This window comes from Sphingobium sp. B2D3A, from assembly GCF_025961795.1.
GTDB lineage: Bacteria > Pseudomonadota > Alphaproteobacteria > Sphingomonadales > Sphingomonadaceae > Sphingobium.
On the sequence record NZ_JAOQOI010000001.1, the window covers coordinates 234,884 to 249,809 of the forward strand.

Below are 14,926 nucleotides of genomic sequence, written 5' to 3' on the forward strand. Positions count from 1 at the left end.
CGGACTGGCGCTTGCCTTGGGAGATGGTTGGCGTCGGCCAAGCGAAGTGCGGCCATATCGGCGCACTGCTGACCCGGCCGCAGTCGCGATAGGTGCTATGCGCGCAGGATCTTTTCCATCCCCCTGCCCCTTGCGAGTTCGTCGATCAGTTTATCGAGATAGCGGATTTCGCGCATGGTGCCCTCCTCGATCGTCTCGACGCGCACTCCGCAGACAACGCCGGTGATCAGGGAACGCGCGGGGTTCATGCAAGGGGCGGTTGCAAAGAAGTCCTCGAATGAGGTGCCGGCGGCCAGCACGCTATCGAGGGACTCTTGGCTGTGCCCCGTCAGCCAGCGCAAGATCTCGTCCACCTCTTCCTTTGTGCGCCCCTTCTTGGCTGCCTTGGCGACATAGAGAGGATAGACGCTTGCGACACTGACTGAATAGATACGATGCCCCGCCATCGGCCGCTCCATCACATGATCGTCCTCGAAGCATGAATAGAGGACCGGCGATAAGCAAGTGCTCGCGCCGGAATGACCGTTCCGTGGCAGAGAGGTGGTTGCGTCTCAACACCGTTCAAGCATCGCAAATTTTCGGTTCCTGACGTTGAGGGGCCTGCGATGTCCACACCGCGGCCACGACGGCGATCAGGCCGATGACTGCGGCGCCGGCCCCTGCCAGGGCGACGGCGCGATAGCCAAGTCCCGCAGCGATCACACCGCCACCGATGGCGGCGCCGATCGCGTTGCCGAGGTTGAAGGCACCGATGTTGACGGCCGACGCCAGATTGGGCGCATCCGCTGCGGCAGCCATCACCCGGACCTGAAGCGGCGGAACGAGCGCGAAACTTGCGACGCCCCAGAGAAAGATCAGGATGGCGGTTGGCGCGGCGAAGGGCATCAGGACCGCGAACGCAACCAGCACCAGCGCCAGCCCGGCGAGCGTCACCATCAATGTGCGATCGACCGAGCGATCCGCGAAGATGCCGCCCAGCCAGTTGCCCACCGTGAGCCCGACGCCATAGGTCACCAGCATCGCCGTCACGAAGCCGAGTGACGCATGCGTTTCTGCACGCAGGATGGGCGCGATATAGGTGAATACGGTGAACATGGCGCTCGATCCGATCACGGTCAGCGCCAAGGCGGCGAGCACCGGGCCGCGCTTCAGCACGCGCAGCTCGGCAACGGCATTGCCGCCTTGGGGTGCAGGCAAGATCGGCAGGGTCAGCCGCAGCGCGGCGATGGTGGCGACGCCCAGTCCGGCCATCCCCCAGAACGACATCCGCCAACCCAGATGCTCGCCCGCCCAGGTCGCGAGCGGGACGCCGACGACATTGGCGATGGTCAGCCCCATGAACATTGCCGCGACCGCGCCAGCCTTGCGCTCTGGCGGAACCAGGCCCGCGGCCACGATCGCCCCGACACCGAAGAACGCGCCGTGGTTGAGCGAGGTGACGAGCCGCGCCGCCAGCAGCATCCCGTATCCGGTCGAGATCGCAGCCAACAGGTTGCCGAGCGTGAAGATGCCGGCGAGCGCAATGAGCAGCGTGCGGCGCGGCACCCGGCCAGTGGTCAGGGTCATCAAAGGCGCACCCAACATCACGCCGAACGCATAGGCGCTGATGAGCAGGCCGGCGGTCGGGATCGACACGCCAAGATCGCCGGCGATGACCGGGAGCAGACCCATGGGTGCGAACTCGGTCACGCCGATGCCGAACGCACCGATCGCCAGTGCGATGATGCCGGGATTCAGTTTCAAAGGATTCACTCCCGTCAGACCATGGGGGGATTGAGCAGGGCAAAGCCGTCCTGCTGGCGGTAGGGCGTATGCGGATAGGGCGGCATGACGGCGCTGGCCGCATCCAGCGCGGCAATCTGTTCCGGCGTCAGAGCCCACCCGACCGCGCCCAGATTTTCACGCAACTGGGCCTCATTCCGGGCGCCGATGATGACGGAGGACACGGTCGGCCGCCCGAGCAGCCAATTGATCGCGACCTGCGGTACTGATCTGCCGGTTTCGGCTGCAACCGCCTCCAGCACGTCGATCACGCGATAGAGATGGTCCTCCGCAACCGGCGGCGCGAATTGCTCTGTCTCATTCAGGCGACTGCCCGGAGGGATCGGCCGGCCGCGCCCGATCTTCCCGGTCAGCCGTCCCCAGCCGAGCGGGCTCCACACCAGCGCGCCGATGCCCTGATCGGCGGCGAGCGGCATCAGATCCCACTCATAGGCGCGCCCGATCAACGAATAATAGACCTGATGGGCGACGAGGCGCGGCCAGCCATGGCGATCCGCCGCGGCCTGCGCCTTCATCACCTGCCAGCCAGGATAGTTGGAGACACCGGCATAGCGCAGCTTGCCCGCCGCAATCAGCATATCGAGCGTGCCCATGACCTCTTGTGCCGGGGTGGACGCATCGAGCGCATGGAGTTGCAGCAAGTCGATATAATCCGTGCCCAGACGCCGCAACGCATCCTCCACTGCGCGGATCAGCCGTGCCCGTGAGGCGCCCCAATCCTGCGGCCCTTCGCCCATCGGCAGGCCGGTCTTGGTGGAGATCATCAGGGCGTCGCGCCGCCCCTTGATTGCGGACCCCAGCACCTCTTCCGACGCGCCGTTCGAATAGACGTCGGCGGTGTCGAACAGGGTCACGCCCGCATCGAGACAGATATCGACCAGCCGCCGCGCTTCGGCAGCGTCGCTCTGTCCCCAGGCGCTGAACAACGGCCCCTTGCCGCCGAACGTCCCGGCGCCGAAACTCAGGGCCGACACGCGCAAACCCGAGCGCCCTAGTTGCCGATAATCCATGCTCGATCCTTCGATTGCGATTTCCACTCATAAATGGACCGCAGCGCCCCACTGTTGTAGTGCGCATTCGAGCCAAGGATCTTTGCTATGGACGCAAAAGTTATTGAGAGTGGCGATCGTGCGCGTGCCATGGAGATATTCGTCGCGGCGATCGATCGGGGCAGTTTTTCCGCCGCCGGCCGCGCGGTGGGTTTGACACCCTCGGCGGTGAGCCGCGCGGTCGACAGGATCGAGGCGCGACTGGGCGTCAGGCTCCTGCTCCGCTCGACCCGGGCGCTCACCCCGACGGCGGAAGGCCTCGCCTATCTCCAGGCTGCACGGCGCATCCTTGCCGATCTCGACGATAGCGAGCAGCAGATCGCCGATCAGGGCCTGCCGCGCGGACGCCTGCGGATCAGCGCAGCGCTGTCGCACGGGCGGTTGTGCGTGGTGCCGCTGCTCGGCCGCTTCGCGCAGGCTTATCCCCATATTCTGGTCGACATCGCGCTGACTGATGCGCTGGTCGATGTCGCGGCGGGGCAGGCCGATGTTGCGATCCGCTTCGGTCCGCTCGCCGACAGCGCCCTGACTGCGCGCAAGCTGGGTGAAAGCCGCCGCGTCATCATCGCCTCACCCGATTATCTGGCAGGGGCCGGGACCCCGCGCGTGCCGGAGGATCTGCATGGCCACAATTGCCTGAACTTCAACTTTCGCCGCAGTGAGCCAGTCTGGCCCTTCATGCGCGACGGGGAGGCGTTCTCCCTGGCGATGAAGGGGAGCATTGAAGCCAATAATGGCGAAACGCTCGGTCAACTCGCTGCGCAGGGCGTCGGCATCGCACGTGTTGGCGCCTTCAGCGTCGCGCAGGAGATCGCCAACGGCACGCTCGTGCCGCTGCTGGAAGACTACAACCCCGGTGACGTCGAGCAGATCAATGCGGTGTTCGTCGGCGGCGCCAATCTTCCGGCCCGCGTGCGGGTCTTTGTCGACTTTCTGATCGAGCACATACGTTAGGTTGCGCCTGTCGCCGTGATGGACGAGACGACCGTTGTGCTCGTGCTCACCCCCCGGGGAAACTGGTTGCCGATGGCGCCTATGATGCGGGACAGCGCTGCGGATCAGGCGCTCACTCCTTCCTTGCGCGGGCCGCGCCGCAAGAGATAGGCAGCGCCATGACCCAATCTCAGCTGGCCGATATTCTCATTGCACGACTGGTCCGTGACCATGGCGGCACTCGCCAACGCTGGCGCAAGGTCGTCGGTCCGATCCGGATTTACGATCTCAGGACCCATCCCCATTGCAACTGGATGGTCGATGCGACCGGTTCGACCTCCGACATCGCAAAGGTCGAGAGCCTGCTCGATGAACTGCGCCAGAACCACCCCATCCTCATGGCTGACCGTTGACGCTGCGTAGGGGCGCGCCGAGGGCCTAGACGCCCGGCGCGATCAGCACCTTGCACTGCTCGCCGCGCTGTTTGAGGGCCTCGAAGACCGTGGGCGTCTCAGCGAGCGCAATGGTGCTGGTGACCATCAGCCGGGGCGCGATGGCGCCCTGCTCCAGCGCGGCAAGGGCGGCCTCATATTCATGCACGGTGAAGAAGGCTGAGGTAACGAGGCGCACTTCCTTGCCGAGCATGGTGAAGGAGTTGAACGTGTCCGGCTTGGTGCACAGGCCCAGCAGCAGGATCGTGCCGCGCGGACGCACCTGGTCCACGGCTTGCGCGATCAGGCCGGGCACGCCGACGCATTCAAAGACGATGTCGGCCATGCCACCCAGACCCTGCACGGCACTTTCCACCGGGTTCTGCGGGTCCACCACGAACACGTCCGCGCCCATATCGTGCGCGCGCTGCTGCTGCGCGGTGGAGATATCCTGCACTGCCACCCTGGCGGCCCCGAGCCGCTTGGCCCAGAAGGCCACCGCAAGCCCGATCGGCCCTGCGCCCAACACCAGCACTTTGTCACCGGTTTTCAGGCCCGACAGGTTCACGCCGTGCAGGGCTACGGCCAGCGGCTCGATAATGGCGCCATCCACCAGCGTCAGCCCCGCAGGCAGGGGCACGCACTGGTTCGGGCGGGTGACGGCATATTCGGCATAGCCGCCGCCCTGCAGCCCGAATGACGCGCACCACTGCACTTCGCCCTTGCGGCAATGTTCGCAGTCGCCGCAGCTTTTGAGCGGGATGACCGAGACGAGCTCGCCGACCTTGCGCCCCTGCGTGTTCCGACCCAGCGCCACCACTTCGCCGGCGAACTCATGGCCCAGCACATCGCCATGCTTGCATCCATAAGCGGCATCCTGGGTCATATGCAGATCACTGCCGCAAATCCCGCAGCGCCCGACCTTGACCACCAGTTCACCCTCGCCCGGCGTCGGATCAGGAACATCCTCGAACGCCAGCGGCGTGTGGAGCGCCTGGAAAATAACGGCTTTCACAAATATGCCCTTTCGTCTCTCGCCGAGGCCCGTGCCCGAGGGAGATCTCTACCTGATCCGCCTCAATGCTGACACGGCCTAACCGACTGCTCGTATCCAATTAAACGCTAAGCCCGGAACGGACAGCGCTCGATCACATTGTTCTTGAAGATTTCGGGAGGATATATGCCATGACGAGCACGTCGCAGGGCGAAAATGGCGGCTCACCGCATTGGACGACATTCCTCAAGGAGTTCGCCAAGGCGCCCCTTTCCGTGGGATCGCCCATTGCAACCTCGACGGGCACCATCGAGCGCCAGCTAGCAGGGGTCGACTGGGCCAAAACGCGCCTGTTCGTCGAATATGGCCCCGGCACAGGTGAGTTTACCCGCTATATTCTTGCGCACCTCCCACGCGACGCTCAGCTGATCGCGATCGAAAGCGAGGACGGGCTTGCCGACCATCTTCGCCAGACGATCGATGATCCTCGCTTTACGGTCCATACTGGTTCAGCCCTCAAAGCTCAGACTATCCTCGGGCACGACGTGGTCGGGCGGGTAGACTATATTCTCTCTGGCCTCCCCTTCTCCGCGTTGGAGAAGTCCGACAGGGCGAGGATCGTGGAAGATGCAGCGCGCCTTCTCAACGATGACGGTGAGTTCCTCGCTTATCAGGTGCGTCGGACGATCGAACCCTCACTCCGCAAAGTCTTCACACGAGTGAAACGGCGCCGGCGCTGGCTCAACGTGCCGCCTTATCATCTCTATTGGTGTCGAGAGCCGAAGCGATCTCGCCCTTCGAACCGGGTGGATTGATCCGGCGTCGCTCCCCATCACAATTGCTCGATCGCGGCGTTAGGCGCTCCGGTCTGTGTATGCGATGGGCTAAGGCGGCAGCGTCTACCTCGCCGAGGCCCCCTGCCCTGTCGCCCCGCAGCGGGCCATCAGATACTCCATGATCGCGCTTGCGCGGGACGCCCCTATTCAGCAGCGATCGCGTCGATATCATGGGCCGGCTTTGCCGTCCTCAGTTGCATCATGTGCCGCCGGTAGGTCGCGAGCGCCTGGCCGACCACCTGATCCATATTATAATAGCGGTAGGTGGCGAGCCGTCCGACGAACAGGACATCGGGCGTGCCCAAAGCGAGCGCTTCATAGCGTTTGAACAGAGCGGCATTTTCCGGGCGCGGGATGGGGTAATAGGGGTCACCCTCCGCACTGGGATATTCGTAAGTGATGCTCGTGCGGACTGCGCTCTGGCCGGTCAGATGCTTATACTCGGTGATGCGCGTATAGGGCACGGCTTCGGACGGATAATTGATGACGGCGACCGGCTGCAGCCATTCGGTGTCGCGGGTCTCGTGCCGAAACTCAAGCGAGCGATAGGGCAGCTTGCCGTAGCGATGACCGAAATATTCATCGATTGGCCCCGTGAAGACCAGCCGGTCATACCGCACGCGGGCAGCAACCTCCTCGAAGGTGACGCCAAGCTCCACGTCAATCAGCGGATGGTCGAGCATGGCCGCGAACATCGCCGTATAGCCCTCGGCCGGCATCGCCTGGAAGCTGTCGGTGAAATAACGATCATCCGTATTTGTCCGCGTGGGCACGCGGGCTGTAACCGATTTGTCGAGTTCGGACGGGTCCATGCCCCATTGCTTGCGGGTATAGCCTTGGAAGAACGTCTCATAGAGATGGCGCCCCACCTTGGAGATGACCACGTCGGCCGATGTGCGGATCGTCTCTACCGGCTCCGCCTGGCTCTCAAGAAAGGCCTCCGCCTCTGCCTCGTCCGCCAATGCCAGCCCGTAGAGGCTGTTCAATGTGTCGCGGTTGATCGGCATCGGCACCTGCAGCCCATCGACGTCCGCCAGGACGCGATGCTCGTAAGGGTGCCAGCGCGTGAAGCGTGAGAGGAAGTCGACGATGTCCTGACTGTTCGTATGGAAAATATGGGGACCGTAGCGATGGACCAGAATGCCGGCCTCGTCATAATGGTCATAGGCATTGCCGGCGATATGGTCGCGCCGATCGATGACGAGGACGCGCTTGCCGCCGTCCGCCGCGAGGCGTTCCGCCATCACCGCGCCCGCAAAACCTGCGCCGACGACCAGATAATCGTAATGGCGGGTGGGGAGCGGCGTCATCACCTCCTCGATGAGCGCCGACATCGCGTCGACCACCTTGTCCCAGGAGAGATCGGCGAGACATGCGTCGGCGCTCGCCCTCCACGGGGCATCGGCAGGCGCACGGGCGCGAGAGAGCGCCCGCTCGCACGCAGCCACGAATGCCTCGGGATTGCCGGCGATCTCGACCGCGTCGAGCATGCCATAATGGCGCACGACATCGATGATCGGGGTGGAGACCACCGGCAGGCCCGCTGCAAGATATTCCGGGGTCTTGGTGGGAGAAATGAACTGCGTGGACGGATTGATGGCAAAGGGCATCAACGCGACGTCCCAGCCCCGCGCATAGTGCGGGAGCTCGCCATAGACTTTGCTTCCCAGATAGGCGATGTTGGGCCGCTGCGGCAGATCGGCGGGATCGATCTTGACCACGGGCCCCACGAGCACCAGCGACCAGTCGGGATGCGCATCGGCGATGGCGGCGAGCAGGGCGAGGTCCATCCGTTCGTCAATGACGCCGTAGAAGCCGAACCGCGGCCGCGCGAGAGCGGCCTGGTCGGAAGGATCCTCCCCCGGCAGGCGCGCCGCGGCAAAATGCGCGGCGTCGACGCTGGAGGGGAAGGCATGGACGGCAGGGTGGCGCGCGCGCTTCGCCTCGTAGAGACTGTAGCCGCCAGTGAAAACGAGATCGGCTCTCTCGAACAGCTCGGCTTCAAGTTCCGCCAGCTGGGGGGGCGCAAAGCGGAAATTCGCCAGCTCGTCCATACAGTCATAGATGGTGCAGGCCGCCTGGAGATGCCGCGAGAAGGGCAGCATCATCGGCGTATAGTACCATGTCACCAGCAGTTCGGCATGATCGCCCAGATGGGCGTCGAGCAGGTGCCGCAGGGTTGCTTGGCTTTCCGCATCCGTCAGGCCTTCCGGGAGGTGCGGTGTCGCGACGGTGATGTGCGGGGCGGGCGTCCTCAGCTCCAGCCAGGCATCAGCGGTCTCGCCGCTCACGAGCGGTTCCTCCCAGAAGGTGACCGGCTGACGATATGCGAAACGCGACATAAGATGTTGCGGGCGCTGGAACACGAAGTCCCAGCGCAGATGCGAGAAGCACATCAGCGTCATTATTTGTGGCTTTCGAGGCTAGAGCGGAATGAACCTGTATGGGCAACAATGCGCGCGCAGCGTCCTTGCTCCCGCTTATTTACCACGATTGATCGATATCAATACGATAGTGCCAGTAGGACTTTGATTGGAGGCGAACGGGGGGCCGGGTTGGTATATGCTCGGTGCACGGCCATCGCCGTATGAGGTTCCCTTGGACGCCGGATCGACCCAGCTTGCCCCTCTCGCCCTGTGGGGCGGCTGCGAATGCACGATCAATCGCGTCGGGGATGATTATCTCGATCAGTCGGCGCGAAGCGGGCACAGTGATCGACCCGAAGATCTGGATCGATTGGCCGGCTTGGGCGTGACGGCGCTGCGTTACCCTTTGCTGTGGGAGAGTTTTGCCCAAAGCGACCAGCGCGAGGCTCTTTGGGCGTGGCACGCCGACCGGCTAGGGCGGCTGCGCGCGCTTGGCATCCGCCCGATCCTCGGCCTGATCCATCATGGCAGCGGTCCCGCCCCCACCCACTTGCTGGACCCGGCATTTGCGGCGGGTCTTGCCGATCACGCGCGGGAGGCGGCCGAGCGGTTCCCCTGGGTCCAGGATTGGACGCCGGTCAACGAGCCTCTCACCACTGCGCGCTTTTCCGCCCTTTATGGTCATTGGTATCCCCATCTTCACGACGAGACGGCTTTCTGGACCGCGCTCCTCAACCAGATCGATGCCATTCGGGGGGCGATGGACGCGATCCGCACGATCATTCCCGCGGCGCGCCTCGTTCAAACGGAGGATCTGGGGCACACGGACGCGACACCGCAGCGGGCCGATCAGGCAGGCTTCGACAATCATCGCCGCTGGGCGACCTGGGACTTGCTGACCGGCCGCCTGATAGCGGGGCACGCGCTTTGGAATCACCTCGACGGACTGGGGCTGTCGGATCGTCTTCGTGACATCGCTTCCGCGCCATGCCCGCCGGCCATCATCGGCCTCAATCACTACCTCACCAGCGACCGCTTCCTCGACCACCAACTGGAGCGCCATCCCCCGGCCAGCCATGGCGCTTGTGCCCTCGGGCCGGTTGCCGACGTCGAAGCCGTCAGAGCCATAGCTCACCCGCCGGGCCTTGAAGGCGCCGTTCGCGCTGCCTGGGAACGCTATGAGGTGCCCATCGTGCTCACCGAGGTGCACAATGGTTGCACGCGCGAGGAGCAGATGCGCTGGCTCGATGAGGCCTGGACGACAGCCACGGCCCTCCGCGCGGACTGCATCTGCATCGAGGCAGTGACAGTCTGGAGCCTGTTCGGCGCGTTCGACTGGGACAGCCTGCTCACCAAAAAGGCCGGCCATTATGAGAGCGGCGTGTTCGACGTGCGGGGCCCCGAACCGCGAGAGACCGCTTTGGCGCCGATGATGCGCGCGTTGGCAGGAGGCGCAAGGCCGGATCACTCTGTCCTCCATGGACAGGGATGGTGGCGTCGACCCGGGCGACTCGCCCTGGCTATGACAGAGCCACGCGCGATCGATATGCCGCCGGCTCCAGAAGCGCGCCCGCTCTTGATCTTGGGCGCAACCGGAACCTTGGGCCAAGCCTTTGCGGGGGCCTGTTCGCTCCGTGATATCGATCATCGGCTGGTCGGACGAGACGTCATCGACCTGCACGATGCCGCCACGATTGCCGACGCGCTGGATCGGCTGCGGCCTTGGGCCGTCATCAACTGCGCCGGCTGGGTGCGGGTCGATGAAGCAGAGGGCAGCGCCGACGCCTGCCTTGCGACCAATTTCACAGGCTGCGTTGCCCTTGCAGCCGCCTGCGCGCAACGCGACATCCATTATAGCTGCTTCTCCAGCGACCTCGTCTTCGATGGCCATGGTCGGCGCGCTTATGTGGAGAGCGATGCGCCAGCGCCGCTCAACGTCTACGGAGACAGCAAGGCGCGCGCTGAGGCGGGTGTTCTGGCGGCTGGCGGGCGCGCCCTGGTCATCAGGACCGCATCCTTCTTCTCACCCTATGATCCGCACAATTTCGCCATGCATCTGGTGGCGGCGCTGCGGACCGAACGCATATTTCACGCCGTGGGGGACTGCATCACCTCGCCCACTTATGTGCCCGATCTCGTCCGCGCCACGCTCGACCTCGTGATCGACGACGAGTGCGGCATCTGGCACCTCACCAGCGACGGCGCTTTCTCCTGGGCGCAGTTTGCGCATGCCGTGGGCGAAAGGATGGAGCTGCCGACCGATCTGATCGAAACGGTCTCCATCGACGCGATGAACTGGCCGGCGCGGCGGCCCCGCCATGCGCCGATGAGCAGCGAGCGCGGCCTGATCATGCCCAGCCTGGCTTCGGCAATCGACCGCTTTGCCCTGCACCTCCGCTGAGGGCGCAGGTTCGTCGCCTCAGCCTAGGCCTTTTCGAGAACCGCCCGGATCTTGGCCGCGAGCTGCTCGACCGTGAAGGGCTTGCCGAGAAGCTCCACACCGGGATCGACAACGCCGTTGTGGACAACGGCGTTGCGCGTATAGCCGCTGGTATAGAGCACCTTCAGGTCCGGCCGGCGGCGGCACGCTTCATCGGCGAGTTTCCGTCCGTTGATGTCCGGCATGATGATGTCCGTGAACAAGAGCGTGATCTCCGGATGCTCGTCCAGCACGCGGAGCGCCGCATGTCCGCCATCCGCTTCCAGCACGCGATAGCCCAGTTCCACGAGCGCATCGACGCTGAAGCGGCGGACGGCGGCCTCATCCTCGACGACCAGAATGACCTCCTGCTCATCGCCCCTCGGCAGGTCGGCCCGTACCTGTTCGATCTCTCCGGCGACCTCGCCATAGAAGCGAGGGAGATAGATCTTGATCGTCGTCCCCTCGCCCGGCTCGGAATAGATTTTGATATGCCCGCCCGACTGCCGGACAAATCCGTACACCTGGCTCAGCCCCAGACCGGTGCCCTTGCCCACCGCCTTGGTGGTGAAGAAGGGATCGAACGCCTTGGCGATCACGTCGTCCGGCATGCCCGTGCCGGTATCGGTCACGGCGATCATCACATATTGGCCCGCCGGAACACCGAAATTCTCCGCGGCATAGCGATCATCGGCGTGCGTGTTTTGCGTTTCAATCGTCAGGTGTCCGCCATCCGGCATGGCATCGCGGGCATTGACCGCCAGATTGACGATCGCGTTTTCAAGCTGGTTGCGGTCGGCATGGGTGCGCCACACGCCCGCCGCCAGAACCGTTTCCAGCCGGACATCGCCGCCCAGCGAATGCAGCAGAAGCTCGGACATGCCCGAGACGAGCTTGTTGGGATCGAGCACCTCGGGATTGAGCGGCTGCTGGCGCGAAAATGCCAGGAGGCGATGGGTCAGGGTCGCAGCGCGTTCCGCGCCGTCGATCGCGGCATCGATATAGCGTTTCGCGCGCTCATCATCGGGCAGGACGCGTCGGCTCAACAGGTCGAGTGAGCCGATCACCACGGCCAGCATATTGTTGAAGTCATGCGCGATGCCGCCGGTCAATTGGCCGACAGCTTCCATTTTCTGTGCCTGACGCAAGGCCGCCTGCGCCTGCTCGCGCACCGCGACCTCCTCGGTCACGCGACGCTCGAGATGCTCGTTGAGCTCCCGCAGTTCCGCCTCGGCGCGCTTGCGCGCCGTCACGTCAATCGCTGTGCCGACGACGCGCAGGCACTGCCCGGCCTCGTCGAAGACCCCGCGTCCCTTGGCGGCGACCCAGCGCACCAGTCCATCTTCCTTGCCAATCGTTCGATATTCGACATCATAGATCGCGCGGACATTCGGGTCTGCGGCTGCCCGATAGGCTTCAGTGGTATGCGCGCGATCGTCGGGATGGAGGCCTTCGTAAAAATCCCGCATCGACACTTCGACATCGGGCGAGATGCCGAACACCCCTTTCACGATGGGCGGCCAGATCAGAACATCGTTGACCACGTCGACGTCCCAGAAGCCGACCTCGGCGGCATCCGTCGCGAGCCGCAGCCGCTCCTCGCTAATCGCAAGCTCGGCCCGGACGCGCATCCGCTCGGATAGATCGAGCATCGCCCCGATCATGCGCAAGGCCCGCCCCTGCGCATCCCGGATGATGTGGCCGCGATCGAAGACGTGGGCGTAGCTCCCGTCTCCACGCCTGAACCGATATTCCCCGCTCCAGCTGTCCGACGAGCCGTCGATCGCTGCGTGGATGGTCCTGTCCACCTCGTCCCGGTCGTCCGGGTGAATCTGCGCGATCCACCATGTCCCGTTATTCTCGATCTGGTCGGCCGGGTGACCATAAGCAATGGAGAGCGCGTCGTTCCAGGTCACATAGTCGGTGACGAAATCCCAATCCCAGATGGCGTCGTTCGTCGCCTTGCTCGCCAGGCGGTAGCGTTCTTCGACGGCGCGAATATCCTCAAGCCGGGTTCGCGCTTCATATTGTCGCCGGCGCGCCCGCAAGGCCGCCGTGGCGACGCTGACCAATGTGGTCGGGTGAAAGGGGCGTTCGAGAAAGGTCACGTTGCCGAGCAATTCGAGATGACGGCCGGCCGCCGGATTGCGCTCGATGCCGCCGCCGCGCTGGGTGAGCAGGACGAAGGGAAGATCGGACCATTCCTGCTGCGCCGCGATGAGCTCCACCAGCGGCCTCAGATCGGCCGCCTTGACCGCTTCGTCGGTCATCATCACGAACCCAAGGCCCTGTGCGAGACGCGCGACCAGCGCATCTAGCGACGGAACAATCTCGGTTTCAATGCCGGCCTGGTTGAGGATGGCGGCGGCGATCTCTGCATCCCGACCGTGAGGGGCGAGGATGACGGCACGCTCCGAAAAAGTGCGGTTCATCAGCCGCGCTTGTCCTGGCCGAGATCCATCAGATCGCCGGCACCGACCATCGTCGGGATGCCACGCAACACACCCTGAAAATGCGTCAGCGGCTCGCCGATGGTGATGCCTTGTGCGTCGATACGATATTCGCGGATCGTATTCTCATGGACGCCCGAGCGCTTCTTGACGATCGAGATGGCCCGCCGGACATGGCCCACCGCCTCGAAATAGCGCAGCAGCACGACCGTATCGGCCAGATAGGTGATGTCCACCGGCGCCTGCATGTCTCCCACCACACCATGCTGCGTGACGGTAAGGAACGTGCTGGCCCCGCGCCGATTGAGATATTGCAGCAGCTCGTGAATGTGGAGGACAAGCGCGCTCTCCTCGGGCATCGCCGCGCGATATCCATTGAGGCTGTCGATCACGACGGTGCGGATGCCATGCTCCTCGACGGTCGCGCGCACCCGATGCGCAAACTCGCCGGGCGACATTTCGGCTGCATCGACCTGCTCGATGACGAGCTTGCCGTCCGCGACCAGCCTGCTCACATCGATGCCAAGCCCCTTGGCCCGATCGGCCAGCAGGCCGAGTTCCTCATCGAAGACGAACATGGCCGCCGTCTCTCCGCGCGCGATGCACCCTTTCACGAGATTGAGCGCCAGAAGGGATTTGCCCGTTCCCGTCGGGCCGAGGATCAGCGTGCTGGTGCCGGAGTCAAAGCCCCCGCCGAGCAGGGCATTGAGTTCAGCGCTTTCCGTGGGCGCGGTGGCCCGCACGAAATCGGATTTATGCTCCAGCGACACCAGTCGCGGAAAAACCCGGACACCGCCGGTATCGATCACGAAATCATGATAGCCGCCGCGATAGCGCTGGCCGCGATATTTGAGCATCCGCAACCGGCGGCGTTCCGAACCGTAGATCGGTGCCAGCTCCTCAAGCCGCAACACGCCATGAGCGACGCTGTGCACCGTCTTGTCATTGGTGTCGGAGGTCAGATCGTCGAGCATCAGCACGGTTGCATTATGCTTGGCGAAATAGTGCTTCAGCGCCAGAATCTGGCGGCGGTAGCGCAGCGAGCTTTGCGCGAGCAGCCGGATTTCCGAGAGACTGTCGATCACTAACCGCTGCGGCTTGACCCGCTCGATCGCCTCGAGGATGCGCTTGGTGGTTTCGCCCAGTTCGAGGTCGGAGGAGTAGAGCAGGCTCTGCTGCTGATTCTCGTCCAGCAGCGTCTCGGGCGGTACGAGTTCGAAAATGTGGAAATGCTCGTTCAGTGCCCAGCCGTGCGAGGCAGCGGTCTCACGCAGTTCCTCCTCGGTTTCCGACAGGGTGATGTACAGCCCCCGCTCCCCGGCCTCTGCACCGTTCAGGAGGAACTGGCTTGCGATGGTCGTCTTGCCGGTGCCCGGATCGCCCTCGACGAGGAAAAGCCTGCCGCTGGCAAAGCCGCCCGCCGTTACATCATCAAGCCCCTCAATCCCACTCGACGCCTTCGCCGTCCGATCCATCCGCATATCTCCCTTCGCAAACGCCGGACCGTCTCCGCACGTCCACCGCTCCCGAAAAGAGCAAGCTGAAAACCCACGATAGAGGATTGCGATCCCTCCGTCTCTCAGGATTGCGCGGGCGCAACGCTTTAATTTGAAGTTGCGATGTTGGCCCTGCCCGCTGGGAACGCGCGAGGAACCCGAAAGCTGAA

The 14,926-nt window shown here is 64.1% G+C and carries 11 protein-coding genes; 4 read left to right on the plus strand and 7 right to left on the minus strand.

Going from position 1 to position 14,926, the window contains the following annotated elements:
• Window positions 1-95: 95 nt before the first annotated feature.
• The 3 genes from M2337_RS01070 to M2337_RS01080 all read right to left on the minus strand — a co-directional run bounded on the left by M2337_RS01070 (window position 96) and on the right by M2337_RS01080 (window position 2,792).
• Window positions 96-446: a DUF2200 domain-containing protein gene (locus tag M2337_RS01070; RefSeq protein ID WP_264571340.1), complete on the minus strand. Its 351-nt coding sequence runs from the start codon at window positions 444-446 to the stop codon at window positions 96-98.
• Between the two features lie 115 nt (window positions 447-561).
• On the minus strand, window positions 562-1,743 hold the full coding sequence (locus M2337_RS01075; protein WP_264571341.1) for an MFS transporter: 1,182 nt from the start codon (window positions 1,741-1,743) through the stop codon (window positions 562-564).
• Between the two features lie 14 nt (window positions 1,744-1,757).
• Window positions 1,758-2,792 carry an aldo/keto reductase gene (locus M2337_RS01080; protein WP_264571342.1) on the minus strand — a complete coding sequence of 345 codons (1,035 nt, stop codon included), beginning with the start codon at window positions 2,790-2,792 and terminating at the stop codon, window positions 1,758-1,760.
• 87 nt (window positions 2,793-2,879) lie between these two features.
• Here M2337_RS01080 and M2337_RS01085 point away from each other — a divergent pair, with 87 nt between their 5' ends.
• Window positions 2,880-3,785, plus strand: a complete 906-nt coding sequence (locus tag M2337_RS01085; RefSeq protein WP_264571343.1) for a LysR family transcriptional regulator — start codon at window positions 2,880-2,882, stop codon at window positions 3,783-3,785.
• A 158-nt stretch (window positions 3,786-3,943) separates the two neighbouring features.
• Window positions 3,944-4,177, plus strand: a complete 234-nt coding sequence (locus tag M2337_RS01090) for a hypothetical protein (RefSeq protein ID WP_264571344.1) — start codon at window positions 3,944-3,946, stop codon at window positions 4,175-4,177.
• 25 nt (window positions 4,178-4,202) lie between these two features.
• Here M2337_RS01090 and M2337_RS01095 read toward each other — a convergent pair whose 3' ends face one another.
• The gene (locus tag M2337_RS01095; RefSeq protein ID WP_264571345.1) at window positions 4,203-5,210 is read right to left on the minus strand and encodes an alcohol dehydrogenase catalytic domain-containing protein; all 1,008 of its coding nucleotides are present in this window, start codon (window positions 5,208-5,210) and stop codon (window positions 4,203-4,205) included.
• A 170-nt stretch (window positions 5,211-5,380) separates the two neighbouring features.
• Between M2337_RS01095 and M2337_RS01100 the strand changes: the two genes are divergently transcribed.
• Window positions 5,381-6,004, plus strand: a complete 624-nt coding sequence (locus M2337_RS01100) for a class I SAM-dependent methyltransferase (RefSeq protein ID WP_264571346.1) — start codon at window positions 5,381-5,383, stop codon at window positions 6,002-6,004.
• Between the two features lie 164 nt (window positions 6,005-6,168).
• Here M2337_RS01100 and glf read toward each other — a convergent pair whose 3' ends face one another.
• Window positions 6,169-8,430 carry a UDP-galactopyranose mutase gene (glf, locus tag M2337_RS01105; RefSeq protein WP_264571347.1) on the minus strand — a complete coding sequence of 754 codons (2,262 nt, stop codon included), beginning with the start codon at window positions 8,428-8,430 and terminating at the stop codon, window positions 6,169-6,171.
• Between the two features lie 193 nt (window positions 8,431-8,623).
• On the opposite strand from glf, the gene M2337_RS01110 reads away from it, so the two are divergent.
• The gene (locus tag M2337_RS01110) at window positions 8,624-10,792 is read left to right on the plus strand and encodes a sugar nucleotide-binding protein (protein WP_264571348.1); all 2,169 of its coding nucleotides are present in this window, start codon (window positions 8,624-8,626) and stop codon (window positions 10,790-10,792) included.
• A 23-nt stretch (window positions 10,793-10,815) separates the two neighbouring features.
• Here M2337_RS01110 and M2337_RS01115 read toward each other — a convergent pair whose 3' ends face one another.
• Window positions 10,816-13,242: a PAS domain-containing sensor histidine kinase gene (locus M2337_RS01115; protein ID WP_264571349.1), complete on the minus strand. Its 2,427-nt coding sequence runs from the start codon at window positions 13,240-13,242 to the stop codon at window positions 10,816-10,818.
• On the minus strand, window positions 13,242-14,735 hold the full coding sequence (locus M2337_RS01120; RefSeq protein ID WP_264571350.1) for an ATPase domain-containing protein: 1,494 nt from the start codon (window positions 14,733-14,735) through the stop codon (window positions 13,242-13,244). The genes M2337_RS01115 and M2337_RS01120 overlap by 1 nt, the downstream gene beginning before the upstream one ends.
• Between the last annotated feature and the right edge of the window lie 191 nt (window positions 14,736-14,926).

Bases quoted from the DNA above. Each gene is read 5' to 3' on its own strand.
- M2337_RS01100 (WP_264571346.1), top strand. From the start codon at position 5,381: ATGACGAGCACGTCGCAGGGCGAAAATGGCGGCTCACCGCATTGGACG.
- M2337_RS01090 (WP_264571344.1), top strand. From the start codon at position 3,944: ATGACCCAATCTCAGCTGGCCGATATTCTCATTGCACGACTGGTCCGT.
- M2337_RS01120 (WP_264571350.1), bottom strand. From the start codon at position 14,735: ATGGATCGGACGGCGAAGGCGTCGAGTGGGATTGAGGGGCTTGATGAT.
- M2337_RS01070 (WP_264571340.1), bottom strand. From the start codon at position 446: ATGGCGGGGCATCGTATCTATTCAGTCAGTGTCGCAAGCGTCTATCCT.
- glf (WP_264571347.1), bottom strand. From the start codon at position 8,430: ATGACGCTGATGTGCTTCTCGCATCTGCGCTGGGACTTCGTGTTCCAG.
- M2337_RS01115 (WP_264571349.1), bottom strand. From the start codon at position 13,242: ATGAACCGCACTTTTTCGGAGCGTGCCGTCATCCTCGCCCCTCACGGT.
- M2337_RS01080 (WP_264571342.1), bottom strand. From the start codon at position 2,792: ATGGATTATCGGCAACTAGGGCGCTCGGGTTTGCGCGTGTCGGCCCTG.
- M2337_RS01085 (WP_264571343.1), top strand. From the start codon at position 2,880: ATGGACGCAAAAGTTATTGAGAGTGGCGATCGTGCGCGTGCCATGGAG.